This window comes from Methylobacterium sp. A54F, from assembly GCF_053346035.1.
Window position 1 is genome coordinate 258,501 of the sequence record NZ_JBKFBF010000005.1, and the last position, 26,787, is coordinate 285,287.

Consider the following 26,787-nt stretch of genomic DNA (forward strand, 5'->3'; position numbering starts at 1 on the left):
GATGCCCCGATGAGCACGCCCGTCCCCACCGCCGCGCAGGACCGAGCGGCACAGGCCGGCGCCGGTGCGACCACCGGCCGGGCCGAGCGCGGCGCGAGCCATCTCGGCCGCCTCGACGCGCTGGGCTACCTGATCTGCCTCGGCGGCATCGTCCGGCGGGAGCTCCTGCGCTTCTTCAACCAGAAAGAGCGGTTCTTCTCCGCCCTGGTGCGGCCCCTCGTCTGGCTGTTCATCTTCGCGGCGGGCTTCCGCAACACCCTCGGCGTCTCGATCGAGCCGCCCTACCAGACCTACGTGCTCTACGAGGTCTACGTGGTGCCGGGGCTCGCCGTGATGATCCAGCTCTTCAACGGCATGCAATCGTCCCTCTCGATGGTCTACGACCGCGAGGTCGGCTCGATGAAGGTGCTGCTGACCTCGCCCTATCCGCGCTGGCTGCTGCTGCTGGCCAAGCTGATCGCCGGCGTCACGGTCTCGATCGTCCAGGCCTACACCTTCCTGGCGGTGGCCTACTTCTGGGAGACCGACATCCCGACGATCGGCTACGTCGCGGCGCTGCCGGCGTTCCTGGCCTCCGGCCTGATGCTCGGCGCGATCGGCCTGTTCCTGTCCTCGCTGGTGCGGCAGCTCGAGAACTTCGCGAGCGTGATGAACTTCGTGATCTTCCCGATGTTCTTTGCCAGTTCCGCCCTATATCCGCTCTGGCGGATCCGGGAATCGAGCGAGACGCTCTACTGGATCTGCGAGCTCAACCCCTTCACCCACGCGGTGCAGCTCGTCCGCTTCGCCCTCTACGGGCAGTTCGAGCCCCTGGCCTGCGCGGTGGTGATCGGGACGACGCTCGCCTTCTTCACCCTTGCCGTGATCGCCTACGATCCGGGCCGCGGCATCATGGCCCGGCGGGGCGGACCGGCCGGAGACACCGCATGACCCGACACCTCCTCCCCAGCCTCGGCGTGCTCGCCCTCGGCTTCCTGGCCGTGGTGCCGGCCGCGGCCCAGCCCCGGATCGACCCGGACTGGCCCTGCGTCCAGCGCAAGGTTCCGAATCTCAGTGCCGGCCAGTTCTGGACCGGGCCCGACATCGAGGCCGCAGGCCCCTGGGGCGACGACACCGATGCGGCGGTGCTCGCCCAGAAGATCGCATCGCGCCGCACCGAGCTGAAGGACGTGGACGGCCTCCTCGACGCGTACGTCGCCAAGGTCGGGCCTGAGGGCAAGGCCAAGGGCCTGACCCACGTCTACGCGGGCGTCTTCGAGGTCATCAACGGCGAGCGCGACAAGGTGATGAGCGGCATCGGCCGCTACGCCCAGGGTCAGCGCCGGATGGCCGAGCGCATCCGCGAGGAGGCCGACAAGATCAGCGAGACCAAGGACGCGCCGACCGGCGCGGATGCCCGCGAGCTCCCCAAGGAGCAGTCGGAGCTGGAGACCCGCTTCGCCTGGGACCGGCGCATCTTCGACGAGCGCAAGCAGTCCCTGACCTACGTCTGCGAGGTGCCCCAGCTCCTGGAGCAGCGCCTCGGCGAGATCGCCCGCAGGATCCAGGCGCGGCTCTGATCCCCCATCCGCACGCCTCGGTTGCGTGCGGCCTCTCGCCTCAACCCCCGATCCGAACTCGCCCCCGGCAGGGGTGTTACCTCCCCGATCCCTCCCGGGCCGGCATCGGACGATGCCCGGGAGCCAACAATCCGGGAGACACACCTGATGCGGTTCTCGTACCTGCTGCCCGCCACGCTGGCCCTCGTGGTCGTCGCGGGCCCGGCCCTCGCCACGCCCTGCGCCGACGAGATCTCGACGCTGGAGCGGCGCCTGAACAGCGCGGGCGCCGAGAAGGTGACGGGCAAGGAGCCGCCGGGCGGTGCGACCTCCTCGAACTCCGAGAAGGCCCTCGACAAGCCGCCGGCCGGCAAGCCGAGCGATCCGTCCACCACCGCCACCGCGGGCGGCGTCGCCGAGGCGAAGTCCCTCGTCCAGAAGGCCCGTCAGGAGGATCAGGCCGGCAACGCCGACGCCTGCCGCGACACCATCCTGAAGGCCAAGGAGAAGGCCGGCGCCCTGCCGTAGGCCGAGCCGCCAGGACGCTCGAACGGGACGCTCGAACGGGAAGGCCCCGCTCCTCGCCGAGGAGCGGGGCCTTCCCGCGTAATCGGGGCCGGAAGCCGCAGCCTCAGTAGGCGTTCTCGGTCTTCAGGAGGGCGAAGGGCGTCGTCACGAGGATCTGCAGGTCGAACAGGACGGACCAGTTCTCGATGTAGTGGAGGTCGTGCTCGACGCGCCGCTGGATCTTCTCGCTGGTGTCGGTCTCGCCGCGCCAGCCGTTGATCTGGGCCCAGCCGGTTATGCCGGGCTTGACCTTGTGGCGCGCGAAGTAGCCGTCGACGACCTGATCGTAGAGGGTGTTGGCGGCCTTCGCCTGCACCGCGTGGGGGCGGGGGCCCACCAGGGAGAGGTCGCCCTTCAGGACGTTGACGAGCTGGGGCAGCTCGTCGAGGGACGTCTTGCGGATGAAGCGCCCGACCGGCGTGACGCGGGGGTCGCCCTTCGTCACCTGCCGGGCCGCGGCGGCATCGCACTGGTCGACGAACATGGAGCGGAACTTCAGGACCTCGATCACCTCGTTGTTGAAGCCGTGCCGCTTCTGGCGGAACAGCACCGGCCCCCGCGACGTCAGGCGGACGGCGAGCGCCACGCAGAGCATCACCGGCGAGAGGGCGACGAGCAGGAGCGCCCCCACGACCCGGTCGAACACGCCCTTCACCACCACGTCCCAGTCGGCGATCGGCTTGTCGAACACGTCGAGCACCGGCACGGCGCCCAGGTAGGAATAGGCGCGCGGGCGCAGGCGCAGCTTCGTCGCGTGGGCCGAGAGGCGGATGTCGATGGGCAGCACCCAGAGCTTGGCGAGCATCTGCAGGATGCGGGCCTCGGCCGAGATCGGCAGGGTGAAGATGATCAGGTCGAGGCGGGTCGAGCGGGCGTAGCCGACGAGGTCGCTGACGCTGCCGAGCTTGGGATGCCCCGCGACCGATTCGGCCGAGCGCTCGTCGTTGCGGTCGTCGAAGACGCCGACCACGCGGATGCCCGTGTCGCTCTCCTTCTCGAGGGCCGCGATCAGCTCCTCGGCGATCGGCCCGCCGCCGACGATGGCGGTGCGCCGGTCGAAGCGCCCCTTGCGGGTCTCGGCGGCGATGAATTGGGCCAGCGCGAAGCGGCCGGCGAGCAGCAGCGCGAGGCCGCCCGTGAAGGTGCTGGCGAGCCAGACCCGCGAGTAGGCATCGGAGATCTTGGCCAGCACCATCAGGGCGGCGACGCTGAGGAAGGCCAGGATCCAGCCCGCCGTGATCTTGAGGGCCGTCCGGTAGAAGGCCCGGAAGGCGCCGATCCGGTAGGTGCCCGCCGACTGGAACAGACCGACGGCGGCGCCCGCCACCGCGAGGATGGCGGCGAGGTAGGGAAGGCCGAAGGGCACGACGCCGCGCAGGCGGACCTGGTGCATCACCAGGCCGACGCCGACGATGAGCGCGAACTCCCCCATCCGCACGGCTCCGGCCAGCACCACCGGCGAGATCGCGGCAGCCGCGGGCGAGGCAGGGCGGGCGAGGGGCAGCGCCCCGGCGCCGGGGTCGGGCTCCCCCGCCGCCTTGAGAAGGTCTCTGACGTCGAACGCACTCATGGACCGCTTCCGGGCAGGATGCGGCCCCCTCGTGCCGCGCGAGCCACTCTCGCAATTTGCGTTGTGCGAAACCTTAAGGCCGAGGCACGATCGCCGCGCGGAAGCCTCTGGTCTTTGGTTTGTGGGGACAACCAAGACTCGAAACGCTCATTCGTGCGCGGGTTCGGCACGGAGCCTGCGGATCGGGTGCCGTGGCCTCCGGCACGGCCGGCGAGGCACAGACGGCAGCGCGAGGCGAGCATCGCGCCGGTTCAGATCGCTGCCTCGGGCCGCTCCACCGTTGGGTCCTCAGCCGGCCCGCAGCAGCAGGGCGATCGCCGCCACGATCATCACCCCGAAGGTCGCCAGGATGCCGCCGCCGCGACAGGCGAACTGGCGCGGGGAATTCTTCGGCGCGAGCATGCCGAACGGGTGGGCGAGGCGGGCGACGAGGAGGACGAGGAGGAGGCCCTGGACCAGCCCGCGGCCGCCGCCGCCCGCCTCCAAGAGGGCGACGAGCAGGAGCGCGAAGGGCACGTACTCGCCGAAATTCCCGTGGGCCCGGATGCGCTTCTGAAGGTCCGGGTCGTCGCCGTCGCCGTGAAGGACGTCGCCCGAGAGGCGGCCGGCCACCACCCAGCCGGCGAGGCCGACGTAGAGGAGCGCGAGCAGCGCCGCGTAGAACGCGGTGGTCGCCGGGAAGATCATGGGCGGGCCGTCTCCGAAGGGCTTGCGCGGGGTGCGGGGACCCCCGGGTCGCCGCGCTCCCGCGCACAACAGGGCGCGCCGCAGGCCCGTTCCGCGGCGCGGGATGACGTGGTCGTGAACGGCGCCTCAGCGCGCCGTGCCGGGCAGCCCGGCCGCGCGGGGCTCCGCGGCCCGCGCCCGGGCCCGGAACGCGGCGGCGTAGCCGGACAGGACGTTGGCGCCCATCCGGTCCATGGAGAAGTTGCGCCGCACGGAGGCGCTGAGGGCCTCGAAGCGGTCCTTCAGGGCCTCGGGCCGCTCGTCGAGGAGCCGCAGGATCGCGTCCTTGAGGGCGAGGGCGTCGCGGGGCGGAACGAGGTCGCTCGCGGCCGCGCCGAAGATCTCCGGGATGCCGCCGACATCCGTGGCGACCAGGGGGCGGGCGGCTGCGGCCGCCTCAAGCACCACGTAGGGCAGGGACTCGGCCAGTGATGGCACCACCATGATGCGCCCCCGGGCCAGCACCGGCCGGATCGGCTGGGCGGGCTCGAAGGCCACGGCCTCCGCGAGCCCGAGCGCCGCCGCGCGCAGGCGCAGCGCCTCCGCGTCGGGGCCGGAGCCGACCATCAGGAGGCGTAGCGGTCGTCCGGCAGCGTGCAGGTGCGCGAGGGTCTCGAGCAGGACCGGCAGGCCCTTGGCCTCGCGCAGCTCACCGACGTAGAGCAGGTCGAAGGCGTCGGGCGCCTCGGCCACCGGCTCGAACTCGGCCGCCGAGAGGCCGTTGTGAACGATGCGGCTGATCCGCCCTTCCATGCCCACGTAGGCGCGATGGCGCCCGGCCACGTAGGCGCTCTCGAAGAGGAAGACGTCGGTGCGGCGCGCCAGCACCGCCTCGGCGCCCATGTAGACCCGGTGGAGCAGCGAGCCGGGCTGGTAGTTGTAGGAGCCGCCGTGCGGGGTGTAGGCGCGCACCACGGGGCGCCCGCCGGTCCGGACCGGTGCGAAGCGGGCGTAGACGCCGCCCTTGGCCCCGTGGCCGTGCAGCACGTCGGCCCCCACCGCCTCGGCCCGCCGGGCGGTGGCCCGCAGGGCCGCGAGGTCGGTCGGATGCGGGTTGCGCCGCATCGGCAGCCGCGTGACCCCGAGGGCGAGGACGGGCGCGAGCGCCGCAAGCGCCTGCTCGGCCCGCTCGCCGCCCGTGAGGGCGTCGCAGACGATCCCGACCTCGTGGCCGGCCGCCGCCTGCAGGCGGGCGAGGTCGACGACGTGCCGGAACAGGCCGCCGACCGGGGCCCGGAAGACGTGCAGGATCCGGTGGGGCGGGGCGGCCTCGAACGGACTGATGCGCGCGCCGCGCGCGCCGACGTCGACGGCCGCGCCGTCCGTGCTGGCGAGGATCGAGGGTCGAGTGGTCACGGCGCAATCCTCCGGGCGAACCGGCGGGGCGGCGACCTCGCGGGCCGGCCGTCACCCGTCGGGCGGGCATGGCGCCACTCTTCCGGGGGCGGGGTGCGTGCGAGGTTAAGGCGCGCGCCCGGCGCGGCCCGCGGGCCGGTCTTTGCGGCCGGAGGGTAAGCGGCGGGCTAACGCGATTCCGACAAGGCTGAGCCGCGGGACCGGCCCGCCTCCGCCGGGCTCCTCAGAAGAAGCGCTCCTTGACCACGATGGTGTCGCCCGGGCGCACCGGGTAGGTCATCGGCACGATGCCGGAGACCATGTTGCCCTTGGTCTCGCGGGTGAGCACCGCATAGTCGCGGGCGGCGCGCGGGCCGAAGCCCGCCGCGATCGCCACCGCGGTCTCCACCGTCATGCCGTTGACGAAGGGGTACTGGCCCGACGTCGTGACCTCGCCGAGGATGTAGAAGGGGCGGTAGGCGTCGACCTCGACGGTGACGTGCGGCTCCCGCACGTAGCCGGCCGCGAGCTTGGCCTCGATGGTGCGAGCGGCCTCGCCCGTGGTCTGGCCGCCGATGCCCACCGTGCCGATCAGCGGCATGGCGATGCGGCCGGCCCCGTCCACCGCGTAGATGTTCGAGAGGTTGTCCTGGCCGAACACGATCACGCGCAGCCGGTCGCCGGCCGCGAGCGTGTAGCGGGCACCGATCGAACCGGTGCCGGTGGCGTCGAGGGCGGCGGTCCGGAAATCGGGACGCAGGCAGCCCCCGAGGGCGAGGCTCGACGTGAGTGCGAGGAGGAGTGCGCGCCGGTTCATCACCACTGCCGCCGTGTTGGCCTGAGCGTCCACGGGTAGGGCGATATGGTTAAGGAAAGCTGACGTCCCGCATCGGACCGGCCCCGGGACGCGGGATCTTAACGCTCAGGCAACCTTAACGGGATTTACTGCCCGCAATGCCGACCCTCGGCCACCGGTCAACTGTCCGGGTGTCGAACGGCCCTGCGTGAAGACCCGCCCATGTCCCGTATCGGTCAAAGCCCCGTCGCCGAGCGCGCGAGCGAGGGTCTCGCCCTCCCGCAGATGCTGGCCGTGCTGCGCCGCTCCTGGGCCTGGATCGCCGTGCCGACGGTGCTGGCGGGGGCCGCGGCGGTCGCCTTCGTGCAGGTCGTGCCCCCTCGCTACACCGGCGAGGCCAAGGTGTTGCTGGAGAGCCGGGAGGCCGCCTTCACGCGGACGGCGGCCGAGCGCGGCGAGCAGGCCGCGCCGATCGACGAGCAGGCCGTGGCGAGCCAGGTCCAGGTGGCGATGTCGCGCGACCTCGCGCGGGAGGCGATCCGCCGGCTCAAGCTCGTCGGCAACCCGGAATTCGACCCGAGCGCCGGCGAGCCCGGCCCGGCCAAGCGCGTGCTGATGATGCTCGGCCTGGGGCGCAACCCCCTCGACCGCCCGGCCGAGGACCGGGTGCTGGAGAGCTACTTCGAGCGGCTCCTCGTCTACCCCGCGGGCAAGTCGCGCATCCTCACCGTGGAGTTCCGCTCCCGCGACCCGGAGCTCGCCGCGCAGGGCGCCAACACCGTCTCCGAGCTCTACCTCGCCTCGCTGGAGACCGCGAAGACCGACACGGCGCGCTACGCCTCGACTTGGCTCGGCGGCAACATCGAGGGCCTGCGCAAGCGCGTGGCCGAGGCCGAGGCCCGGGTCGAGACGTTCCGGGCCAAGCACGGGCTGATCGGCGGCAGCCCGAGCCAGCCCCTCACCGGCCAGCAGCTCGGCGAGCTGTCGAGCCAGCTCTCGCAGGCCCGCACCCTCCGGGCGGACCTCGCCGGCCGGGTGAAGGCCATCAAGGAAATGATCAAGGACGGGCGCGCCTTCGAGATCGGCGAGGTCGCCAACAACGACCTGATCCGCCGCACGGTCGAGAGCCGCATCGCCCTCAAGGCGCAGCTCGCCCTGGAGTCGCGCACGCTGCTGCCCGCGCATCCGCGCATCAAGGAGCTGACCGCGCAGGTCTCCGACCTCGACCAGCAGATCAAGGCCGCGGCCGAGCGCATCGTGCGGACCCTGGACAACGACGCCAAGATCGCGGGCGCCCGCGTGGACAGCCTGCAGGCGGCAGTGGACGGGCAGAGCGACGTCGTCGCCAAGGGCAACACGAGCGAGATCCAGCTCCGCGCGCTGGAGCGCGAGGCGCGGGTGCAGCGCGACCAGCTCGAATCCTACCTCTCGCGCTTCCGCGAGGCTGCGGCGCGCGACGCCGAGGGCGCGGCCCCGGCCGATGCCCGCATCGTCTCCCGCGCGGTGACGCCCGAGACGCCGTCCTTCCCCAAGAAGGTGCCGACGATCGCCTTCGCGACGCTCGTGGCGCTGCTCCTCTCGGCCGGCGCGGTCCTCGGCCGCCACCTCCTCGCGGAGCCCCCGCGCCCGGACCGGGTCGAGCCCCGCCTCGGCCCCGTGCCGGACGAGGGCGCGGCTCAGCCGCTCCCGGAGCGCCGGGTGTTCGCCTTCCCGGAGGCGGCTCCCCCGAACGCCTGGGCCCGGATGGCGGGCTTCACCTACGAGAACAACCTCACCGCGATGGCCGCCTATCGCAGGCCGATCGCGGACGCGCAGACCGAGGCGACTGCCACCGCGGCGGAGTCCCGGCCCGAGGCTTCGCCCGCCGCCCCGCCGGCGCCCCGTCCGGCGCCCGGCTTCGACCTCGACCCGCTGATCGCCCGCCTCGGGGAGGCGCCCCGCCGCAATGCCGGCACCACCCTCCTGATTGTCGAGACCGCGGCACCGCGGGGCGGGCAGGATTTCGTGACGAGCCTCGCCGAGGCCCTCGCGGCCCGCGGCGGCGCGCTCCTGGTTGACCTCGACGGCCCCCTCGACGACGAGCCGGGCCTCACGGACCTCGTCGCCGGCGAGGCGGACTTCCCCGAGGTGATCCGCGCGGCGCGGGGCTCACGCCTCCACCGGGTCTCCACCGGTCTCGTCGAGACCGACGTGCTGTTCGGCGAGAGCCAGGCGCTGGGCATCGCGGTCGATGCCATGGCGGAGGCCTACGCCTGGGTGGTCTGCCGCCTGCGGGCCGGCACCGACCACGACCTCCTGGCCCTGGCGGCGTCCCACGTCGACAGCGTCGTGATCGCCACGAACGCGGCCGCAGACGATCCAGCCCTCGTCGCCCTCTACGGGCTGGTCGAGCGCGCGGGCACCGGCCAGGTGCTTGTCGCCCAGGATCACCACACCGCGCCCGACGCCGACGCACTGCCGCTGCGCCGCTCGGCGGCGTGACCAGCAGGTTGCGGCGCCGCCGGCCTCGGCCGCCAAGTCCTCACCCCCGCACGCGCAGCATCCGCAGGCGTTGCACGAGCCCACGTAGGCGCCGGCTACCCTTGACGCGTCGCTTGAGGCGCGTGCGCAGGCGCGCGGCGAGCCCGAAGGCGTGGCCGCGCAGGGTGACGGGCAGGATCGCGTCGACCAGCGCGATGGTCTCGTCGCAGACGCTCGCCTTGTAGCGGGCCTCCCCGACCCCGAGGTCGAGGGCTTGCCGGCCCCGGGCGGTCTGCTCGGCCACGAGGTGGTGCAGGAGCAGATCGCCCGGGCTGAACCGGGCGATGGCCGGGTCGCCGTCGAAGGCCGTGAACATGCCGCTGTAGCGGCCGCCGTCGACCGCGCCGCCGAAGCTCGCCAGCACCCGGCCGTCCTCGCGGACCACCAGGGCGTGGAGCTCCACGGCCGGCGCGTCCCCGGCCGTCGCCGCGGCGAGGAAATGGCGGATGGGCGCGCCCGCGTAGGGATCGCCGACGCCGAGGCTCGCGAAGCGCGCGGCCTTGTGGGCGTAGAAGCCCGCCAGGATTCGCTCGGCCTCCTCGCGCGTCTCGGCCCGCCGGTAGGCGAGGGGCCCCACCGCCTCCGCGAGGCGCTTCTCCTTGGTGCGCAGCTTCTTGCGGGCATCCGCGCTGAAGGCCCGGCGCAGCGTCGCGTCCGGGTCCGGGCCGAGCATCAGGCCGTAGCCGTTGCTGGCGGCCGGCTCGCCCCCGAGCGCGAGGGGGTTCACGGCACCGTCCCAGGCCACCGGCTGGTGGGCGAGGTGGAAGACGTCGATCCCGGCGGCCCGGCCCGCCTGCGCGAGCGCCTCCGCGATCGCAGCGGCGGGGAGCGCCGCGGCCTCCCGCGAGGCGAACAGGGGGAGATGGTAGTTCGCATGGGTGCCGCCGACGACCCGAGCGACCCGCACCCCGCCCTGGCGCGCCACCACCAGGGGCAGCAGCATCCGCGGACGGCCGGCGGGGTCGCGCAGCACCACGATCCGGAGGTCGCCGCGCGCGCTGCCGGAGCGGACGAACGCCGCCACCCAGTCGAAGCGCTGGTAGGGGCTGCCGAGGCAGCCCGGCTCGGCCTCGATGCTCCGCCAGAGGACTTCCGCCGCCGCCAGCGCGGAGAAGATCTCCGCGCTGAGGCCGCTACGGGTCCGCGCCTGCGCCATTCCGGCCATCGGGACCTCCTGAACCAATGCGGCCATCCCCGCCTCCCTGCCCGTCCGCGTCCAATCGGCGGGGAGGTTGCCCGGGGCTGCCCTAAGCGCCCGTGTACGGGACGGGTCCGTCTTCGGCCGTGGGTAACGAAACCTTGTGAGGGAGGGGATTACGGCTACCCATGAGTTCAGGGAGCGGGCCGCCATGCTGTCCTCCGCCAATCGCCACCGCCTGTTCGGTGCAGGTTTCGGCCTCGTCCGGGCCACCGGGGCCGACCGCTGGCTCGCACCGGCCGCGCGGGGCCGGGGGCTGATCCTCACCTTCCACCACGTCACGCCGGAGCCGCCGGGCGCCTTCGCGCCGAACCGGCTCCTGGCCATCACCCCGGCCTTCCTCGACCGGACGCTGACGCAGCTGCGCGCCCGAGGCTTCGATCTCGTCGGCCTCGATGCGGTGCCGGCGCGCCTTGCGGGGGATGCGGAGCGCCCCTTCGCGGCCCTGACCTTCGACGACGGCTACCGCGACAATGCGGAGCACGCCGCCCCAGTGCTCGCCCGCCACGGCGCGCCCTGGACGCTGTTCGTGGCGAGCGACTTCGCCGGGGGCCGGGGCCGCCTTTGGTGGATCGAGCTGGAGCGGGCGGTGGCACGCCTCGACCGGGTAAGCCTCGGCCCGCTGGAGCTGCCGGCCCGCAGCCCGGCCGAGAAGGCGCGCGCCTTCGAGATCCTCTATCGGGCCTTGCGCGCCGGCCCGGAGGATCGGCTTCTCGACGGGATCGCCGCGCTCTGCCGGGCGGCCAGCTTCGCCCCCGGGGGCTTGGCGGCCGAGCTTTGCCTCTCCTGGGACGACCTGCGCACGCTCGCCCGCGATCCTGCCGTGACGATCGGGGCGCATACCTGCTCGCATCCGATGCTGGCCAAGCACGATCCCGACACCGTCGCCCGCGAAGTGACGGCGAGCCGCGCCCGCATCGCGGCCGAGCTCGGGCGGCCCGTGCGCCACCTGTCCTACCCGGTGGGGGATCCGAGCTCGGCGGGCCCCCGCGAGTTCGCCCTCGCCCGCACGCTCGGCTTCGCGACGGCGGTGACGACCCGGCCCGGCCATCTCTTCGGCGCGCATGCCGGCCACCTGCACGCTCTGCCGCGGGTCTCCGTGAACGGCTGCCACCAGACCGAGGCGGCCCTGGCGGGCCTCCTCTCGGGCGTGCCGTTCCTGGCCTGGAACCGCGGCCGGCGCGTCAATGTCGAGTGAGGCTCAGCGCCGCCGGCGCCGGCGGTAGGAGCCGCTGCCCTCGCCGCCCACCGTGAAGCTCGCGCTCTGCCGCCCGCGGCGCCCGTAGCGGTGACGCCCGCGCCGGCTTCTGCCGAGCTCCGGCACGAGGTCCTCAGCCTCCGGGATCGACGTCGCCGCGTTGGCCGTGGTGGCCGCCGCCGCGGGTGCCGCCATCGGCGCCCCGTCCGCCCCGCCGCCCGCGATGTTCTTCGCGGCCGGCCCGAACATCGCCAGGCACTGGTTGTAGGCGAGATCGTTCTTCAGACGCTCGCACTCGGCCATCGAGCGCGGCGCAGCCTCGGCGGCCGCGGCGGCGGGCGCGAGGACGAGCAGCAGGACGAGGCCGAGACGGCGCGGCGAGGAGCGGGGCATGAGGCGGCGGCGGCACTCGGAAGCGGGTGAGCGAGCGGGGTTCGGCCGCTTCTCGCCCCGGAGTGCGGCGAAAACGAGGGTTTCGCGCGCCCGCTCAGGGATCCGGCCGCTCCATCCACCGGATCAGCGGCATCAGGGGGAAGATCCAGGCGATGCCGAGGATGCAGTAGGCGATCGTCTGCACCAGCGCGGGGGCCTGCGAGATGCGGCTGTCGGCCAGCGCCATCGCGAGGGGCGCGTAGACGATGACGACGGCCAGGATCGTGATCGTCCCGACGAGGGTGCGGGTGCGGCGGCGCATCGGGCCGGGCTCCGGTGGTTGGTGCGGGGCGGCGGACTCCCGAGCCGCCCGCCGGGTGCCGGACGGCTCCGGGCCGTCCGGCGGTCCCGCGAGGGCTAAGGGGCCGCGCGCCGGTTGGCAACCGCCGGCGGCTGCGGCACCAGCGTGCGTTGCCGTGCCGTGCGGGCTTGTCTACGCCCTCCGGGAGTTTGAGCGGGTGCCCGACGCCCGCCGAGGCGAGGACAGCATGACGACAGCCGCCCGGGCACCCCGCAATCCGGTCCGCACCTGGCTCTACCTCCTGGCCGCCCTGGTGGTGGCGATGGTGGCGGTCGGCGGGGCGACGCGGCTGACGGGCTCGGGCCTGTCCATCACGGAGTGGCGCCCGGTCACCGGAGTGGTGCCGCCGCTCTCCGCCGAGGCCTGGGCGGCGGAGTTCGACCGCTACAAGGGCACCCCCCAGTACCAGATCCTGAACCAGGGCCTGGGCCTGTCCGACTTCAAGGTTCTCTACGCCTGGGAGTGGGGGCACCGGCTGCTCGGCCGGATCGTCGGGCTGGTCTTCTTCCTGCCACTGGTCTGGTTCTGGTGGCGGGGCCGGCTCGGCCGCCGCCTGGGCCTCGGCCTCCTCGGGCTCGGGATCCTCGGGGGCCTGCAGGGGGCGATCGGCTGGATCATGGTCGCCTCGGGCCTCCAGCCGGGCATGACGGCGGTGGCGCCCCTGAAGCTCGCGCTGCATCTCACCACCGCGAGCCTGATCCTGGCCGGCCTCGTCTGGCTGGCCGCCGGCGAGCGCCGCGACGCGGTGCCGGCAGCCCCGGCGCGGCTGCGGCGGAGCGCCTACGCCCTGCCGGTGCTGGTGCTCGTGCAGATCTTCCTCGGGGGCCTGGTGGCGGGCTCGCATGCGGGCCTCGTCTACAACACCTGGCCCACCATGAACGGCGACCTCGTCCCGCCCGTCGAGAGCCTGTTCGCGGTCAAGCCCTGGATCGAGAACTTCATCGACAACGATGCCCTCGTGCAGTTCAACCACCGGCTCACCGCCTACCTGATCGTGCTGGCGGCCCTCCTGCACGCCTTCGACGCTAGGCGGGCGGTGCCCCGCAGCGGCACCGCCCGGCGGGCCACCGGCATCGCCGCGCTGACGCTCGCGCAGGCCGGCCTCGGCATCGCGACCCTGCTCCTCGGTGTGCCGCTCTGGGCCGCCCTCGCGCATCAGGTCTTCGCGATGGCGGTGCTCACCATGGCGGTGGTGCATGCGCGCCTCGGCCGCGGCCTGCCGGCGGCCGTCGTACCGCAGCGCGGCGGCACCGCGGTGCCGTTCGGGTTCGAGGCCCTGGCGGGCTCGCGGCCCTGAATGCCGACGCGGCCTCAAGCTTGCATAGTCCGAAATTAGTACAGGCCGATGCCCGATACCGGGCGTTGTTGCTTTGCAAACACGCATTCTGCACAGCAACAGATTTCACCATGACAGCGAAATGACGGGGATAAGCGTCCGATCCGCAGTCTTCGCGCGGAACGACTTTGGCTCGAAAAGCTTAAGGTCAGCACGTTGCAGGAGGCAGAGATGTTCCTGGCAGAGGATGGACGACCGCTGTCGGTAAGTTGGAACTACACCCGCCGTGAGATGATGGCCGACGGTGTGGTCCATTGCGTTGGGGTGGTGCTGGGTCTAGCGGGCGCCGTCACCCTGATCGCGCTGGCCGCCACCGCCCACCTCGCCTGGGAGAGCCGGGTGGCGGTCGTCGTCTACGCCACCGCGATGGTCTCGATGCTGGCGGTCTCCGCGACCTACAACCTCTATCCGGTCTGCCCCCGGAAGTGGCTCCTGCGACGGGCCGACCACGCCCTGATCTACCTGATGATCGCCGGCACCTACACGCCGCTCGTGGCGCTGGTCGGCACGGGCTGGTCCGCCTGGGCGCTGCTCGCCTTCATCTGGCTGGTCGCCGGCATCGGGATCGCCGTCAAGCTCCTGCTGCCCGGCCGCTACGACCGGCTGTCGATCGGCCTCTACCTGCTGCTCGGCTGGAGCGGTCTCCTGGCCTACGAGTCGGTGATCGCGGCCCTGCAGCCCACCGCCCTGTGGCTCCTCGCCATCGGCGGGCTGCTCTACTCGGTCGGCGTCGTCTTCCACGTCTGGCGGACGCTGCCCTTCCAGAACGCGATCTGGCACGCCTTCGTGCTCGTCGCCACCGCCTGCCATTACGGCACGGTCTGGGCGAGCCTCTCGGGCGCGACTGGCGCCTGACGGCGCGATCCCGCGCCGTGGGGCCTCAGGGGTTCGTTGTCCAGGGATTGATGACCCGCACCGCCACCTGCTCCGCGGCCGGCTCGGCAGCATCGATCTTCGCGGGCGCGTTGCGCTTGAGGCGGGCGATCATGCGCCGTGCCTCCTCGGCCGGCAGCGCGCCCACGGGCGTGATCATCGCGGCAAGCAGGCGGCGGGTCTTGCGGTCAAGGTAGGGCGAGCGCTCCGCGGGCTCGAAGTCGCGCATCGCGTGCACCTTGTCCCGCGCGGAACCGGAGAACACCCGCGCGCCGTCCTTCAGCACCACGATGTCGCCCGGCCTCAGGGTCTCGTCCCGCATCAGGGCCGCGGCGGCACCGGCCTTCATGTCGAGGGGCTTCTGGCGGTCCGTGACGCGGATCGCGAGGGGCTCGGATTTCGGCAGGGCGGCGTAGCGCGTCCTCAGGCGGGGCTTGCCGGCGCGGCGGGCGCGGTAGGCGTCCGGGGCGTAACCGGGCACCGGGGCGAATTGCGGGACCGGCTGCGGCGCTGCCTGAGGGGCTCCGAAGAGCTGGCCGAGCAGGCCGCCGAGGGCGTCCTGGGCGGCCGCGCCGTGCACGGCCGTGCCGAGCAGGAGGCCGGCCGCCGCCGCCGTGAACAGGGCGCGGCGCGGCGCGCGACGGGCATGGATCTCTGACATCTCGTCCCCTCCGGAAAGCGCGGGCGACGCGCAAGTCCGGCCCGGGGTCCGCACGGAAGCGGTGCGGCGGGCACCTGCGGCGGCGCGTCCCACTTTTAACGGCAGGTTAACCGGGACAGTTCCGGGGAGGATGTGACCAAAAGTTGTACCGTGCGCGCCCCTGAAACCGGCTCAGGCCGGGGCCGCCTCGTCGCCCTCGCCAATGCAGTCGAGGGCACGCTCCACCGCGGTCACCGCGTCGAGGAGGTGCTGCACTGTCCGCTGGACCTCCAGGCTCGGGCGGCCCATGGCGGCGGCGCGGGCGCTGACGTCCTCGAGCTGCTCGAGGAGGCCGAGGAGATCGCCCGCGACGGCCACGACCTCGCAGCGGGCAAGCTGCGCGGCGGGCTGGCGCTGGCGGAAGGTCAGGACGTTGCTCATCGGCGCAGATTGTGTCCCGAAGCGGCGCGGATTCGCCAGACCCCGCCGGGGGTCCTCCACACGATTGGCCGCCGGCCGATGCGCCGATGCCGCGGATTGGTGAGTTTTCCGTGGCGGCCCGGCCTCACCTTGCCCCGAACCGGTTCACGCGCCGGTGAGGGGCGCTTGACGGGGCGGTGCCCCCGGCAGCACCTCGGGGCCCGACCGACCGCGATCCGAGAGTACCGCCATGCGCCCGATCCGACTCCTTGCCGCCGCGAGCCTCGCCGCGCTGCTGGCCCAGAGCCTTGCCGCCTGCAGCAGCGTCGAGGGCCCCGACAGCCGCAGCGGCTTCGCCGAGACCTTCAGCGCCGACAACTATCGCCGCTCGAACGACACCAACGGCACCCAGAGCCGCCGTGACGTGAACCGCGCCTACACGCAGCCCTCGCTGCCGTCGATCGCCAACCGCGGGTACTGACCGGGGCGGGGCAGGCGCCCCGCCTCAGCGCTTGGCCAGGGCGTCCGCGAAGGCCGTGATGCGGTTGCGGGCGTAGGTCGGCAGCCCGGCGCTGATCGAGCTGCCCGTGTTGAAGCTCGAATTGCCCATCAGCACCTGCACGGGCAGCAGGTTCTTGAGCACCGGCACGCGGGCATACTCGGCCTTGCGGTCGAGCACGTCCGCCTTGATGGCGAGCGCCATGTAGGTCGTCACCACGGTCCGCGTCGGGTCGCCGGGCATCGGCTGGAGGACGGCCAGGAACTTGCCGAAGCGCAGGATCTGGTTGACCCAGAAGATCGTCTGCTCGAGCCCGCCCGTCACTGGGGTATCGACCTTCGTGAGGCCCGCGAGCCCCGCGGCCTCCGCCGGGGACAGGATGCGCAGTTCGCTCTGGAAGGAGACGAACTCGGCGATCTTCTTCGCCCCCCCTTCCTCCAGCTTGTTGGCGAGCTTGACCCCGAGGGGCAGCTTGCCCTCGAGGTCGTAGCGCGACTCGATGCAGGTGGCGCCCGGCTCCCCGCACCAGGGCCGATCGGGGCGCCGCGCGAAGGCGGCGGCCGGATCCTTGGTGGGCGTCACCTCGGCGGGACCCAGCGCCTTGTGCCGGATCTGCGGGTCCATGCGCTGGACAAAGGCGAGGTTCGCGAAGTCCCGCAGGTCGATCGCCTCCGGGGGTCGCGCCACCACGAAGCGGCCCTCCGCCACGTAGACCTTCAGGGTCTCGTGCCGCGGCTTGGCCACCCCGTTCACGGTCTGCACGTAGTCGGGCTCCTTGTAGCCCGGGTAGGGGGCGAGCGCCGCGGCCTCGGCGGGCCGCGCGCGCTGCCAGTCGAGGTAGGGCACGAGGCCGCTCTCGGGGGAGGCGGGCTTGTCGCGCCGGTCGCTGAACAGGACCGTGCCGGGCTTGAGCGTCGCCGGATCCACCGCCGTCACCGAGGGCACGTCGCGGACGCGCTCCGCGGCGGCCGGCGGCGGCGCCATGTTGCGGGTCTCCTGCGCCCGAGCCGGAAGGGCACCGGCCGTCGCGAGGGCGAGGGCGAGGGCGAGGCGTTGCGAGGGGGGGATCCGCACGATGGAACCTGCCTGAAGGAGAAGTCGGATGCGGCTCGGGGGCGCGGCGGCGCGCTCCGCCCCGAGAGCGCGCCGCGCGGGGTCGGGGGAGGCGAGGGGTGGGCGCCGGGTCAGTAGCGGGGATCGTCGCCGAACAGGTAGTCCGGATCGCGGCGGCGGGGCCGCGGCCAGTCCTCGTCCCCGAAGGGCGAGCGGTCGGTCTGCCCGGGCCAGGCCCGGTAGCCGTCGAGGTCGCCCTGCGCGCGCCGGCTGCGCTGCGGCGCCTGGCGGCGCTCGCCGAACGGGTCGAACAGGTCCGCGTCCGGCGCGCGGTTCCCGGTCATGTTGCCGTAGAAGTCGCCATTCACGTCGGCACCTTCCTCCCGGCCGGCGAGGTCGCCGTCCTCGGCATCGGGCCGCATGGCGTAGAGGGTCTCGCGGGGCACGAGGCGGAACTGGGTGTCGGCCATGCGGCCGTCGCCGCCCGTCCGGAAATGCTCCAGGAAACCGCCGCCCGCCGTGCGCTGCCCACTGCGCGCGTCGATCGGCAGGTCGACGAGGTGCTGTCGCGCCTCCGGGGAGGGCTGGCTGAGGGGCGTGCGCGCCACGCCGTTCGCCCAGGCGGCCTGGAAGATGCTGCCAGCGATCGGCACCGAGAGGTGGCCACCGGTCTGGCCGCGCCCTAGCGTCCGCCGGGTGCCGTCGGCATTGTCGTAGCCGACCCAGACCACGACGGTGATCTCGTTGGTGAAGCCCGCGAACCAGGCGTCGTTCTCGTTCTCCGAGGTCCCGGTCTTGCCCGCGACGAATTGCGAGACGCGTGCCAGCGCGGCGGCGGTGCCGTGGTTCGTCACGCCCTGCAGCATGGTCTTGAGCTGGTAGAAGGCGACGCGGTCGGCCGAGCCGATCCGGGCGGGCTCGCGGGGGCTGTGCGTGTAGAGCGCCTTGCCGTCGCGCTCCACCGCCTCGAGGGCGTAGGGCGCCGGCCGGGCGCCCTCGTTCGCCACCGCGGCGTAGAAGCCGGCGAGGTCGAGCATCCGCACCGGCTGGGCCCCCAGCACGAACGGGTAGTAGGGCTCGCACTCGGCGTAGATCTGCGCCTCGAGCGCGATGTCGCAGACGCGCTTGAGGCTCTGGGGCGCCTTCTCGGCGATGCCGCCCTGCAGGAGGCGGGCGGTGACGAGGTTCTTCGAGAACTCCAGCCCCCGCCGCAGGGTGGTGGGCCCGGCGCCGCCGCCGTCGTAGTTCTTGGGCGACCAGGAATCCCCGACCCCGCCGATCGGCGGAAGCGTCACGGCCGAGTCCATCACCAGGGTGTTGGGCTGCAGGCCGGCGTTGAGGGCCGCGAGGTAGGTGAGCGGCTTCAGGGTCGAGCCCGGCTGGCGCACCGCCTGGGTCACCCGGTTGAGCTGGCTCACCGGGTAGGAGAAGCCGCCGCTCATCGCGAGGATCCGGCCGGTGCGGTTCTCGAGGACCAGGGCCGCGCCCTGCACGGCCGGGCGCATCCGGATCTCGGCACGCGGCGCGCCCTTGCCCTCCCGCAGCTTCACCCGCACCGCGTCGTAGGGCTGGAGCTTGCCCCGGGCGGGCCCGGGGTCGAGGGCGGCCACCCGCCCGTCCGGCAGGCCGACGCGGACGCCGTTGCGCCCCGTCTCCAGCACCACCGCCAGCGGCCAGTGGACGTCGTAGAGGACAGGCCGGGCGCCTTCGAGCGCCCGCAGCCAGGCGGGCTTCGGACCAGCCTTCGCGGCGACGGCCTGAGCGGATCGGCCGGCCGCCTTACCGCTTCCCGTCTTGGACGCACTGTTGGCCGCCGGGCGGGTTGGCGCCGGTGCCGCCGCATCCGCAGTGGGCGCGGCCTCGGACGGTTGGGTTGCCGCGATGCGCCGGACGCTCTCGGCGAGGTTCAGCTCCGGGCCCGACCAGACCTGCCGCCCGGTCGCACGCTCGTAGCCCGCGAGCCCGTCCTGCAGCGCCGCCTCGACCGCCCGCTGGAGACCGGCGTTGATCGTCGAGCGCACCGTGTAGGAGGCGGCCGTGAGGGCCTCGACGCCCGCGAAGGTCCGGGCCTCGCGGTTGAGGTGATCCACCACGTAGAAGCCGGAATCGCGCCGGGCGGTCTCGATCGGCTTGAGGCCGAGATCCGCGCCGACGGCGGCGGCCATCTCGGCCTCCGTGATGGTGCCCTGCTCCTTGAGGCGGGACAGCACGTAGGCCCGGCGCTCCCGGGCCCGGTCCGGGTACTTGTCGGGGCTGTAGTAGTTCGGGCCCTTCGGCATGCCGGCGAGGAGCGCCGCCTCGGGCAGGGTGAGGGCGGAGACCGGCTTCCCGAAGTAGCTGCGCGCGGCCATCTCGATCCCGTAGGCGCCGCGGCCGAGATAGATGCCGTTGAGGTAGAGCCCGAGGATCTGCGGCTTCGTCAGAATGCGCTCGAGGCGGGCCGCCACGATCATCTCGCGGATCTTGCGCTCGTAGGTGACGTCGTCGCCGACCGAGAGGTTCTTCACCACCTGCTGGGTGATGGTGGAGCCGCCCTGCGGCCGCCCCGGGGAGGCGAGGTTGCCGATGAAGGCGCGGATGACGCCGCGCTCGTCGATGCCGCGGTGGCTCTCGAAGCGCTTGTCCTCGGCCGCGATGAAGGCCTGCCGGACGAGGGGCGGTACGCTCTCGATCGGCACCGCGAGGCGGCGCCCGTTCGCCTCGAAGGTCTCCGCGAAGGGCTTGCCCGCGTTGTCGAGGATCTGCGTCATGCCGGGCAGCGCCTTGTCGCGCAGGGCCTCGGCGGTGGGCAGGTCGGTGGTCGCCTTGTTGTAGAAGGCGATCACCTCGGCGGCGTCGAAGGGCGAGTCCTTGGGCGCCTCGCCCTTGCAGAACTGGCGGTAGCTCGTGTTGAGCTCGGCCAGATCGAGCCCGTGGAGGATCTTCGGCGCGTCCGCGCCCGCCACCGCGCTCGGGTCCTCCATGGCGGTGGTGATCAATTCGTCGAGGTTGATGTCCTCGATGTCGAAGGCCTTGCGCATGTGGGCGCAGCCGTCGCGCAGGATCTGCACCACCTGCGGCCCGTCCGTGGCGGGGTCGAAGCGCGTCTTCACGTCCTCCGGCCGGGTGGTGACCTGGCTGAGGGTGAGCGCGGTCGCGAACAGCTTGATCAGGATGGTGTTCATCGAGCCCTTCGGGCACCGGCACGCTTGAGCATGAGACGCGCGGGCCCGAAGTTTGTGCGCCCGCACGCCTGAACATGCGGTGCACAACGCGGCTGTTTTAAGGAGCCTGCCGGGGCGGCCGCGCCTATCCCCTGATCGTGAACGGCTGCTCGAAGCTCGTGGTCTTGCCGCTCACCGCGTCGTGCAGGGTGTAGACGAGCACGTAGTCGCCGGGCGGTGCGCCGGTCAGGTTGAGGCTGAGATCCACGTAGAACGGGACCCGGCGCTTCTGCGGGTTTAGGTCGACGCTGTTGTAGGCGTCCTTGCCGGCCACCACCTCGCCGGCGGCCGTGCGGACGCGGAAGTCCATCGTCATGCCGAAGTTGTAGCCGCCGTCCTTCTCCCGCACCCCGTAGCCGAGGGGCTCGATGTAGGTGAGGAGCGGCTCGCCGGGCGCGAACACGTTGGTCGAGCGCCGGTCGATGTTGCGGAACGCCTCCGCCTTGCGGTTGACGAAGGTCACGTTGCGCACGCCGAAGGGCAGGCGGTCCTGCACCTCCGCGAGGGCGCGCTCGGCCGCGTCGACCGCGCGCTCGGCGGCCTCCAGATCGGCCACCGTGGCCTCGCGGGACCCGCCGGCCACCGGTGCAGGTGCGGGCGCGGGTGTAGGGGCGGGGGCGGCCTTCTTGGTCGTCCCCATCCAGAGGTCGCTGTCGGCAGCCCGGGCCGGCCCGCTCCCGAGCAGCGCCGCCAGCGCCAGCCCCGCCAGCGGCAGGCCGATAGTCCTGTGCATCGCCATGGTCGTCCCTCCCGTCGTCTCTCCCCGCGCACTCACTGGATCGGCCGGATGCTGCTCATGATGGCGTTGATGTCCGCCTTGTTCGCCTGGCGCTCCTCCTCGGAGGCCCACAGGGTGATCAGGATGGCGGTGTTGTCGTTGCCCTTGACGACGATGAAGTCGACGATGGTCTTGCCGTTGCCGTCCGTGGTGTCGAAGCGGAAGAGCTTGCCGGGCTTGCCGTTGAAGTCCACGTCCTTCTCGGTGGGCTCGACCTTGTCGTCGATCTCGTTCTCACGCATCCACTTCTCGTTCTCCTTCATCATCCGGTCGAAGCGGCTCTTCGAGGCGTACTCAACGGAGAAAAACACGTCGCCGTCCGGTGACTTGGCGCCGTACCCATACTGGATCTCGTCGGGCTTCCACTTGTCCGGGATCGACAGGGTCAGGGCCGGATTGTTCGCCGGAATGGCAAAGTTCTTGGCGAAGGCCGGCCCTGCCAGCACTGCCAGCAGCGCGGCTCCGAACAGCACGTTCCTCATGACCTCTACCCCCCAAGCGTCGCGGCAATTGCGCCGATCGTTGCAGGTGAGACTGACACCGGCATACGGGCCTATAGTCAAGCTTTCGCCGCCGCGATCCGAGATCGACGCAATCCTTTTTGGCGGGCGACGCTTAATAGCCACGTCCCTGCACGCGCTGCCCGCAACGCTTCCGCGGGCTGAAACGTTGGAGGCGCGGCCCGGTCGAGACAACCGAAGGTTTTATCAACCGCATGATCAATGATCTCTGGTATAAGAACGCGGTGATCTATTGCCTGTCGGTGGGCACCTTCATGGATGCCGACGGCGACGGAATCGGTGATTTCGCGGGTCTCGAGCGACGGCTCGACTACATCCAGGGGCTCGGCGCCACGGCGGTCTGGCTGATGCCGTTCCAGCCCTCGCCGAAGCGCGACGGCGGCTACGACATCTCGGACTATTACGGGGTCGACCCCGCCTACGGCTCGCTCGGCGACTTCGTGGCCTTCGCGCACGCGGCCAAGCAGCGGGGCCTGCGGGTGCTCATCGACCTCGTGGTCAACCACACCTCGGACCGGCACCCCTGGTTCCAGTCCGCGCGCTCCGATCCGGCCTCGCCCCACCGCGACTGGTACGTCTGGTCGAAGGAGCGGCCCGCCACCGCCGACGAGGGCATGGTCTTCCCCGGCGTGCAGAAGACCACCTGGACCTACGACGCGAAGGCCAAGGCCTGGTACTTCCACCGCTTCTTCGACTTCCAGCCCGACCTCAACACCGCGAACCCGGCGGTGCAGGCCGAGATCCTGAAGATCATGGGCTTCTGGATCGAGCTCGGGGTCTCGGGTTTCCGGATGGACGCGGTGCCGTTCGTGATCGCGCAGAAGGGCGCCGACGTGAAGGGCGAGCCGCGGGAGCAGTTCGACATGCTGCGCGACTTCCGCGAGTTCCTGCAATGGCGCAAGGGCGACGCCATCATCCTGGCCGAGGCCAACATCCTGCCCAAGCAGGACCTCGACTATTTCGGCGACGACGCCGACCGCATGCACATGATGTTCAACTTCCAGGTCAACCAGGCGACCTTCTACGCGCTCGCGGCCGCCGACGCGCGGCCGCTTGCCAAGGCGATCGCCCGCACGAAGCCGCGCCCGGCCTCCTGCCAATGGGGCATCTTCCTGCGCAATCACGACGAGCTCGACCTCGGCCGCCTCACCGAGGCGCAGCGCCGCGCGGTGTTCGGGGCTTTCGGGCCCGACAAGTCCATGCAGCTCTACGACCGCGGCATCCGCCGCCGCTTCGCCCCGATGCTCGACGGCGACCCCCGCCGCATCCGCCTCGCCTACGCGCTGATGTTCTCGCTGCCCGGCACGCCGGTGCTGCGCTACGGCGACGAGATCGGCATGGGCGACGACCTCGACCTGAAGGAGCGGGACTGCGCCCGCACGCCGATGCAGTGGACCGCCGAGACGAACGGCGGCTTCAGCCGCAACCCCCGCCCGGTGATGCCGGTGATCGCCTCCGGGCCCTATTCCTACGAGCACGTCAACGTGGCCCAGCAGCGCCACGACCGAGACTCGCTGCTCGCCTGGATGCAGAGCGTGATCCGCCAGCGCAAGGAGACGCCGGAGATCGGCTGGGGCGACGTGACCGCCCTCGATGCCGGGGAGCCCGGCGTGCTGGCGCTGCGCTACGACTGGCGCGGCAACGCGGTCCTGTGCGTGCACAACCTCGCGGCACGGCCCGTGGAGGTGCACCTCGCCACCGGCATCCCGGCGCCCGAGGGCCTGCTCCTCATCGACCTCCTCACCGGCAAGCAGAGCGAGGCCGAGGCGGACGGGCGCCACTGCCTCTACCTCGAAGGCTACGGCTACCACTGGTTCCGCGTCGGCCACCTCGACGCGCTCCTGAAGCGTCGGCCCGCCTGAGGGGCGTGCGCGCCGTGCCCGATCCGGTCTAGAAGGGGCCCACGGCGTCCCGGACGGGACGCGGATTCCCTCACGCCAGCAGCCGAACGGACGCGCGATGCCAGCCACGCCCCGCGCCGGGATCATCCCGGTCACGCCCTTCCAGCAGAACTGCACGCTGATCTGGGACGACGAGAGCCGGACCGGCGCCGTGGTCGATCCCGGCGGCGACCTCGACCGGATCGAGGCGGCGATCGCCGAGCAGGGGATCCGCATCGAGAAGATCCTGCTCACCCACGGCCATATCGACCATGCGGGGGGCGCCGCGGAACTCCGGGAGCGCCTGGGTGGCGTGCCCATCGAGGGCCCGCACGAGGCCGACCGCTTCCTCCTCGACGCGCTGCCCGAGACCGGCGCCGGCTACGGCCTCCCCGGCGCCCGCGCGGTGACGCCGGACCGCTGGCTCGTCGATGGCGACGCGGTGACGGTGGGCGGCCTGACCTTCGACATCCTCCACGCCCCCGGCCATTCGCCGGGCAGCGTGGTGTTCGTGAGCCGGGACGCCCGCTTCGCCCTCGTCGGCGACGTGGTGTTCAAGGGCTCGGTCGGGCGCACCGACCTGCCGGGCGGCAACCACGAGCAGCTGATCCGCGCGATCCGCGAGAAGGTGCTGCCCCTCGGCGACGACGTGGCCTTCATTCCCGGCCACGGCCCGACCGGGACGCTCGGCGAGGAGCGGGTGTCGAACCCGTTCCTGCAGGGCTGAGACGGAAGGCCGGCACGCGCGGCCGCCAGCCCTAACGCCTCCTTAAGGCGAAGCCGCCAGAACAGGCTCCGGGTGCGCGCCTGCGCGCCCGGAAACGATGTAATCTCAAGGCGGAACCCCTATATCAGGCGGGTTGAGACGAATCGCAGGCGCGGGCGCCCGTGAGGCGCGGAACCATCCCGACAAGCCCCCGCAAGTCAGTCCCGCCTGCCCGAGGAACTTCATGGCCGACAATCCGCAGAGTCTGGGCGCCGAGAGCTACGGCGCTGAATCGATCCGGGTGCTCAAGGGGCTCGACGCCGTGCGCAAGCGGCCGGGCATGTACATCGGCGACACCGACGACGGTTCGGGCCTCCACCACATGGTCTACGAGGTGGTGGACAACGCCATCGACGAGGCGCTCGCCGGCCACGCCGACCTCGTGACCGTCACCCTCAACGCCGACGGCTCCTGCACGGTGACCGACAACGGCCGCGGCATCCCGGTGGACATCCACAAGGAGGAGGGCGTCTCGGCGGCCGAGGTCATCATGACCCAGCTGCACGCCGGCGGTAAGTTCGACCAGAACTCCTACAAGGTCTCGGGCGGCCTGCACGGCGTCGGCGTCTCGGTGGTGAACGCCCTCTCGACCGTGCTGCGCCTGCGCATCTGGCGGGGCGAGCGCGAGCACCGCATGGAGTTCCGCCACGGCGACGCGGTGGCGCCCCTGGAGGAGGTCGGCCCCGCGAACGGCCGGCGCGGCACCGAGGTGACCTTCCTGCCCTCGCCCCAGACCTTCACGATGGTGGAGTTCGACTACCCCACGCTGGAGAAGCGCCTCCGGGAGCTCGCCTTCCTCAATTCCGGTGTGCGCATCGTGCTGACCGACGCCCGCCACGCCGAGCACAAGCGCGAGGAGCTCTGCTACGAGGGCGGCATCGAGGCGTTCGTGCGCTACCTCGACCGCTCCCGCAAACCCATCGAGGGCATGACGAAGCCCGTCACGGTGAGTGCCGAGCGGGACGGGATCCGCGTCGAGGCCGCCTTCTGGTGGAACGACGCGTATAACGAGACCGTCCTGCCCTTCACCAACAACATCCCGCAGCGCGACGGCGGCACCCACATGGCGGGCTTCCGGGCCGCCCTGACCCGCCAGATCACCGGCTACGCGGAATCGACCGGCATCACCAAGAAGGAGAAGATCTCGCTCACCGGCGAGGATTGCCGCGAGGGGCTCACCGCGGTCATCTCCGTGCAGGTGCCGGACCCGAAATTCTCCTCGCAGACGAAGGACAAGCTCGTCTCCTCCGAGGTGCGCCCGGCCGTCGAGAACGTGCTCAACGAGGGCCTCTCGAACTGGCTCGAGGAGAACCCGGCGCAGGCGCGCTCCGTCGTCGGCAAGGTGGTGCTCGCGGCCTCCGCCCGCGAGGCGGCTCGCAAGGCCCGCGAGACCGTGACCCGCAAGGGCGCCCTCGACATCGCCTCCCTGCCCGGAAAGCTCGCCGACTGCCAGGAACGCGATCCCTCGAAGTGCGAGATCCTCCTCGTCGAGGGCGATTCCGCGGGCGGCTCGGCCAAGCAGGGCCGCGACCGCACCTTCCAGGCGGTGCTGCCCCTGCGCGGAAAGATTCTCAACGTTGAGCGGGTGCGGGCGGACCGCATGCTCTCCTCCGCCGAGATCGGCACGCTGATCACCGCCCTCGGCGCCGGCATCGGGCGGTCCTCGACCGACCGCGAGGGCTTCAACCCCGAGAAGCTGCGCTACCACCGCATCATCATCATGACCGACGCGGACGTGGACGGCTCGCACATCCGCACCCTGCTCCTGACCTTCTTCTTCCGGCAGATGCCGGAGGTGATCGAGCGGGGGCACCTCTTCATCGCGCAGCCGCCCCTCTACAAGGCTGAGCGCGGCCGCAAGGCGATCTACCTCAAGGACGAGCGGGCGCTCGAGGACTACCTGATCGACCAGGGCGTGGAGGGCGCGAGCCTGCGCCTCGCCTCCGGCGTGGAGTTCCAGGGCGAGCAGCTCAAGGCCCTCGTCGAGGAGGCGCGCGCCTTCCGGGGCATCGTGCAGGCCCTGCACACCCGCTACGACCGCGCGGTCGTGGAGCAGGCCGTGATCGCGGGCGCCTTCCGGGCGGAGGCGGCGGAGGATGCGAACGAGGCGGAGGTGCTGGCGGACCAGACCGCGCGGCGCCTCGACCGCATCGCCGACGCGATCGAGCAGGGCTGGCAGGGCGAGGCGTCCGAGGGCGGCTACGTCCTCAGCCGGACGCTGCGGGGCGTGCGCCAGGTCTCGACCCTCGACGCGACGCTGATCGCCTCGCAGGAGGCGCGTCGACTCGCGGAGCGCGCGGACGGCCTGCGCGAGATCTACGGCGAGCCGGTGACCCTCGCCCGCAAGGGCGACGCGACCGAGCTGTTCGGGCCGGTCGGCCTGTTCGAGGCGGTGATGGCCTTCGGCCGCAAGGGCCTGCAGCTCCAACGCTACAAGGGCCTGGGCGAGATGACTGCCCAGCAGCTCTGGGAGACCACCCTCGACCGCGACGTGCGCTCGCTCCTGCAGGTGAAGGTTAAGGACACGACCGACGCCGACGACCTCTTCGTCAAGCTGATGGGCGACGTGGTGGAGCCCCGCCGCGAGTTCATCCAGGAGAACGCGCTGAGCGTGGCGAACCTTGACGTGTGAGGCGG

24 protein-coding genes are annotated in these 26,787 nt (G+C 72.0%); 11 read left to right on the forward strand and 13 right to left on the reverse strand.

Features of this window, described 5'->3' with window-relative positions:
* Window positions 1-9: 9 nt before the first annotated feature.
* The 3 genes from ACLBXP_RS10860 to ACLBXP_RS10870 all read left to right on the forward strand — a co-directional run bounded on the left by ACLBXP_RS10860 (window position 10) and on the right by ACLBXP_RS10870 (window position 2,066).
* Window positions 10-930, forward strand: a complete 921-nt coding sequence (locus tag ACLBXP_RS10860; RefSeq protein ID WP_447667662.1) for an ABC transporter permease — start codon at window positions 10-12, stop codon at window positions 928-930.
* A complete protein-coding gene (locus tag ACLBXP_RS10865; protein ID WP_447667663.1) occupies window positions 927-1,559 on the forward strand; it encodes a hypothetical protein in 633 nt (210 codons plus the stop codon). The genes ACLBXP_RS10860 and ACLBXP_RS10865 overlap by 4 nt, the downstream gene beginning before the upstream one ends.
* A 147-nt stretch (window positions 1,560-1,706) precedes the next feature.
* Window positions 1,707-2,066 (forward strand): hypothetical protein, encoded by a 360-nt coding sequence (locus ACLBXP_RS10870; protein WP_447667664.1) that lies wholly within the window; start codon window positions 1,707-1,709, stop codon window positions 2,064-2,066.
* Between the two features lie 103 nt (window positions 2,067-2,169).
* On the opposite strand, the gene ACLBXP_RS10875 is transcribed toward ACLBXP_RS10870, so the two are convergent.
* The 4 genes from ACLBXP_RS10875 to ACLBXP_RS10890 all read right to left on the reverse strand — a co-directional run bounded on the left by ACLBXP_RS10875 (window position 2,170) and on the right by ACLBXP_RS10890 (window position 6,553).
* Entirely contained in the window at window positions 2,170-3,675 is a 1,506-nt protein-coding gene (locus ACLBXP_RS10875) for an undecaprenyl-phosphate glucose phosphotransferase (RefSeq protein WP_447667665.1), read from the reverse strand.
* A gap of 288 nt (window positions 3,676-3,963) precedes the next feature.
* Window positions 3,964-4,362: an MAPEG family protein gene (locus ACLBXP_RS10880; protein WP_447667666.1), complete on the reverse strand. Its 399-nt coding sequence runs from the start codon at window positions 4,360-4,362 to the stop codon at window positions 3,964-3,966.
* 126 nt (window positions 4,363-4,488) lie between these two features.
* Window positions 4,489-5,685, reverse strand: a complete 1,197-nt coding sequence (locus ACLBXP_RS10885; RefSeq protein WP_447667738.1) for a glycosyltransferase family 4 protein — start codon at window positions 5,683-5,685, stop codon at window positions 4,489-4,491.
* 295 nt (window positions 5,686-5,980) lie between these two features.
* Window positions 5,981-6,553: a polysaccharide biosynthesis/export family protein gene (locus ACLBXP_RS10890; RefSeq protein ID WP_447667667.1), complete on the reverse strand. Its 573-nt coding sequence runs from the start codon at window positions 6,551-6,553 to the stop codon at window positions 5,981-5,983.
* 201 nt (window positions 6,554-6,754) lie between these two features.
* Between ACLBXP_RS10890 and ACLBXP_RS10895 the strand changes: the two genes are divergently transcribed.
* The gene (locus tag ACLBXP_RS10895; RefSeq protein ID WP_447667668.1) at window positions 6,755-9,013 is read left to right on the forward strand and encodes a Wzz/FepE/Etk N-terminal domain-containing protein; all 2,259 of its coding nucleotides are present in this window, start codon (window positions 6,755-6,757) and stop codon (window positions 9,011-9,013) included.
* Window positions 9,014-9,053: 40 nt separating this feature from the next.
* Here ACLBXP_RS10895 and ACLBXP_RS10900 read toward each other — a convergent pair whose 3' ends face one another.
* On the reverse strand, window positions 9,054-10,244 hold the full coding sequence (locus ACLBXP_RS10900; RefSeq protein ID WP_447667669.1) for a GNAT family N-acetyltransferase: 1,191 nt from the start codon (window positions 10,242-10,244) through the stop codon (window positions 9,054-9,056).
* A 157-nt stretch (window positions 10,245-10,401) separates the two neighbouring features.
* Between ACLBXP_RS10900 and ACLBXP_RS10905 the strand changes: the two genes are divergently transcribed.
* Window positions 10,402-11,448: a polysaccharide deacetylase family protein gene (locus ACLBXP_RS10905; RefSeq protein WP_447667670.1), complete on the forward strand. Its 1,047-nt coding sequence runs from the start codon at window positions 10,402-10,404 to the stop codon at window positions 11,446-11,448.
* 3 nt (window positions 11,449-11,451) lie between these two features.
* On the opposite strand, the gene ACLBXP_RS10910 is transcribed toward ACLBXP_RS10905, so the two are convergent.
* Together ACLBXP_RS10910 and ACLBXP_RS10915 are read right to left on the reverse strand one after the other, a co-directional pair.
* Window positions 11,452-11,841 carry a hypothetical protein gene (locus ACLBXP_RS10910; protein ID WP_447667671.1) on the reverse strand — a complete coding sequence of 130 codons (390 nt, stop codon included), beginning with the start codon at window positions 11,839-11,841 and terminating at the stop codon, window positions 11,452-11,454.
* Between the two features lie 94 nt (window positions 11,842-11,935).
* A complete protein-coding gene (locus ACLBXP_RS10915; RefSeq protein WP_447667672.1) occupies window positions 11,936-12,142 on the reverse strand; it encodes a DUF2842 domain-containing protein in 207 nt (68 codons plus the stop codon).
* A 226-nt stretch (window positions 12,143-12,368) separates the two neighbouring features.
* Between ACLBXP_RS10915 and ACLBXP_RS10920 the strand changes: the two genes are divergently transcribed.
* Both ACLBXP_RS10920 and trhA read left to right on the forward strand, forming a co-directional pair.
* The gene (locus ACLBXP_RS10920; protein WP_447667673.1) at window positions 12,369-13,478 is read left to right on the forward strand and encodes a COX15/CtaA family protein; all 1,110 of its coding nucleotides are present in this window, start codon (window positions 12,369-12,371) and stop codon (window positions 13,476-13,478) included.
* 210 nt (window positions 13,479-13,688) lie between these two features.
* Window positions 13,689-14,372, forward strand: a complete 684-nt coding sequence (trhA, locus tag ACLBXP_RS10925) for a PAQR family membrane homeostasis protein TrhA (RefSeq protein ID WP_447667674.1) — start codon at window positions 13,689-13,691, stop codon at window positions 14,370-14,372.
* Between the two features lie 25 nt (window positions 14,373-14,397).
* Here trhA and ACLBXP_RS10930 read toward each other — a convergent pair whose 3' ends face one another.
* Window positions 14,398-15,051, reverse strand: a complete 654-nt coding sequence (locus ACLBXP_RS10930; protein WP_447667675.1) for a hypothetical protein — start codon at window positions 15,049-15,051, stop codon at window positions 14,398-14,400.
* Between the two features lie 171 nt (window positions 15,052-15,222).
* The gene (locus tag ACLBXP_RS10935) at window positions 15,223-15,471 is read right to left on the reverse strand and encodes a hypothetical protein (RefSeq protein ID WP_447667676.1); all 249 of its coding nucleotides are present in this window, start codon (window positions 15,469-15,471) and stop codon (window positions 15,223-15,225) included.
* A 229-nt stretch (window positions 15,472-15,700) separates the two neighbouring features.
* Here ACLBXP_RS10935 and ACLBXP_RS10940 point away from each other — a divergent pair, with 229 nt between their 5' ends.
* Window positions 15,701-15,931: a hypothetical protein gene (locus tag ACLBXP_RS10940; protein WP_447667677.1), complete on the forward strand. Its 231-nt coding sequence runs from the start codon at window positions 15,701-15,703 to the stop codon at window positions 15,929-15,931.
* Between the two features lie 24 nt (window positions 15,932-15,955).
* Here the strand turns inward: ACLBXP_RS10940 and ACLBXP_RS10945 are convergent, their stop codons facing one another.
* From ACLBXP_RS10945 to ACLBXP_RS10960, 4 genes are all read right to left on the reverse strand, one after another.
* Window positions 15,956-16,933 carry a hypothetical protein gene (locus tag ACLBXP_RS10945; protein WP_447667739.1) on the reverse strand — a complete coding sequence of 326 codons (978 nt, stop codon included), beginning with the start codon at window positions 16,931-16,933 and terminating at the stop codon, window positions 15,956-15,958.
* Window positions 16,934-17,133: 200 nt separating this feature from the next.
* Window positions 17,134-20,166, reverse strand: coding sequence for a penicillin-binding protein 1A (locus ACLBXP_RS10950; protein WP_447667678.1), 3,033 nt, complete (start codon window positions 20,164-20,166; stop codon window positions 17,134-17,136).
* 124 nt (window positions 20,167-20,290) lie between these two features.
* Complete coding sequence (locus tag ACLBXP_RS10955; protein WP_447667679.1) at window positions 20,291-20,944, reverse strand: hypothetical protein; 654 nt, start codon at window positions 20,942-20,944, stop codon at window positions 20,291-20,293.
* A gap of 32 nt (window positions 20,945-20,976) precedes the next feature.
* Complete coding sequence (locus tag ACLBXP_RS10960) at window positions 20,977-21,465, reverse strand: hypothetical protein (RefSeq protein ID WP_447667680.1); 489 nt, start codon at window positions 21,463-21,465, stop codon at window positions 20,977-20,979.
* A gap of 233 nt (window positions 21,466-21,698) precedes the next feature.
* Between ACLBXP_RS10960 and ACLBXP_RS10965 the strand changes: the two genes are divergently transcribed.
* The 3 genes from ACLBXP_RS10965 to gyrB all read left to right on the forward strand — a co-directional run bounded on the left by ACLBXP_RS10965 (window position 21,699) and on the right by gyrB (window position 26,782).
* A complete protein-coding gene (locus tag ACLBXP_RS10965) occupies window positions 21,699-23,366 on the forward strand; it encodes an alpha-amylase family protein (protein WP_447667681.1) in 1,668 nt (555 codons plus the stop codon).
* A 97-nt stretch (window positions 23,367-23,463) separates the two neighbouring features.
* Window positions 23,464-24,111 (forward strand): MBL fold metallo-hydrolase, encoded by a 648-nt coding sequence (locus ACLBXP_RS10970; RefSeq protein ID WP_447667682.1) that lies wholly within the window; start codon window positions 23,464-23,466, stop codon window positions 24,109-24,111.
* Between the two features lie 223 nt (window positions 24,112-24,334).
* Window positions 24,335-26,782, forward strand: coding sequence for a DNA topoisomerase (ATP-hydrolyzing) subunit B (gene gyrB / locus ACLBXP_RS10975; RefSeq protein ID WP_447667683.1), 2,448 nt, complete (start codon window positions 24,335-24,337; stop codon window positions 26,780-26,782).
* The last annotated feature ends 5 nt before the right edge of the window (window positions 26,783-26,787 follow it).

Coding starts and splice junctions, on each gene's coding strand:
- ACLBXP_RS10860 (WP_447667662.1), top strand. CDS start 10: ATGAGCACGCCCGTCCCCACCGCCGCGCAGGACCGAGCGGCACAGGCC.
- ACLBXP_RS10865 (WP_447667663.1), top strand. CDS start 927: ATGACCCGACACCTCCTCCCCAGCCTCGGCGTGCTCGCCCTCGGCTTC.
- ACLBXP_RS10870 (WP_447667664.1), top strand. CDS start 1,707: ATGCGGTTCTCGTACCTGCTGCCCGCCACGCTGGCCCTCGTGGTCGTC.
- ACLBXP_RS10875 (WP_447667665.1), bottom strand. CDS start 3,675: ATGAGTGCGTTCGACGTCAGAGACCTTCTCAAGGCGGCGGGGGAGCCC.
- ACLBXP_RS10880 (WP_447667666.1), bottom strand. CDS start 4,362: ATGATCTTCCCGGCGACCACCGCGTTCTACGCGGCGCTGCTCGCGCTC.
- ACLBXP_RS10890 (WP_447667667.1), bottom strand. CDS start 6,553: ATGAACCGGCGCGCACTCCTCCTCGCACTCACGTCGAGCCTCGCCCTC.
- ACLBXP_RS10895 (WP_447667668.1), top strand. CDS start 6,755: ATGTCCCGTATCGGTCAAAGCCCCGTCGCCGAGCGCGCGAGCGAGGGT.
- ACLBXP_RS10900 (WP_447667669.1), bottom strand. CDS start 10,244: ATGGCCGCATTGGTTCAGGAGGTCCCGATGGCCGGAATGGCGCAGGCG.
- ACLBXP_RS10905 (WP_447667670.1), top strand. CDS start 10,402: ATGCTGTCCTCCGCCAATCGCCACCGCCTGTTCGGTGCAGGTTTCGGC.
- ACLBXP_RS10910 (WP_447667671.1), bottom strand. CDS start 11,841: ATGCCCCGCTCCTCGCCGCGCCGTCTCGGCCTCGTCCTGCTGCTCGTC.
- ACLBXP_RS10915 (WP_447667672.1), bottom strand. CDS start 12,142: ATGCGCCGCCGCACCCGCACCCTCGTCGGGACGATCACGATCCTGGCC.
- ACLBXP_RS10920 (WP_447667673.1), top strand. CDS start 12,369: ATGACGACAGCCGCCCGGGCACCCCGCAATCCGGTCCGCACCTGGCTC.
- trhA (WP_447667674.1), top strand. CDS start 13,689: ATGTTCCTGGCAGAGGATGGACGACCGCTGTCGGTAAGTTGGAACTAC.
- ACLBXP_RS10930 (WP_447667675.1), bottom strand. CDS start 15,051: ATGTCAGAGATCCATGCCCGTCGCGCGCCGCGCCGCGCCCTGTTCACG.
- ACLBXP_RS10935 (WP_447667676.1), bottom strand. CDS start 15,471: ATGAGCAACGTCCTGACCTTCCGCCAGCGCCAGCCCGCCGCGCAGCTT.
- ACLBXP_RS10940 (WP_447667677.1), top strand. CDS start 15,701: ATGCGCCCGATCCGACTCCTTGCCGCCGCGAGCCTCGCCGCGCTGCTG.
- ACLBXP_RS10945 (WP_447667739.1), bottom strand. CDS start 16,933: ATGGCGCCGCCGCCGGCCGCCGCGGAGCGCGTCCGCGACGTGCCCTCG.
- ACLBXP_RS10950 (WP_447667678.1), bottom strand. CDS start 20,166: ATGAACACCATCCTGATCAAGCTGTTCGCGACCGCGCTCACCCTCAGC.
- ACLBXP_RS10955 (WP_447667679.1), bottom strand. CDS start 20,944: ATGGCGATGCACAGGACTATCGGCCTGCCGCTGGCGGGGCTGGCGCTG.
- ACLBXP_RS10960 (WP_447667680.1), bottom strand. CDS start 21,465: ATGAGGAACGTGCTGTTCGGAGCCGCGCTGCTGGCAGTGCTGGCAGGG.
- ACLBXP_RS10965 (WP_447667681.1), top strand. CDS start 21,699: ATGATCAATGATCTCTGGTATAAGAACGCGGTGATCTATTGCCTGTCG.
- ACLBXP_RS10970 (WP_447667682.1), top strand. CDS start 23,464: ATGCCAGCCACGCCCCGCGCCGGGATCATCCCGGTCACGCCCTTCCAG.
- gyrB (WP_447667683.1), top strand. CDS start 24,335: ATGGCCGACAATCCGCAGAGTCTGGGCGCCGAGAGCTACGGCGCTGAA.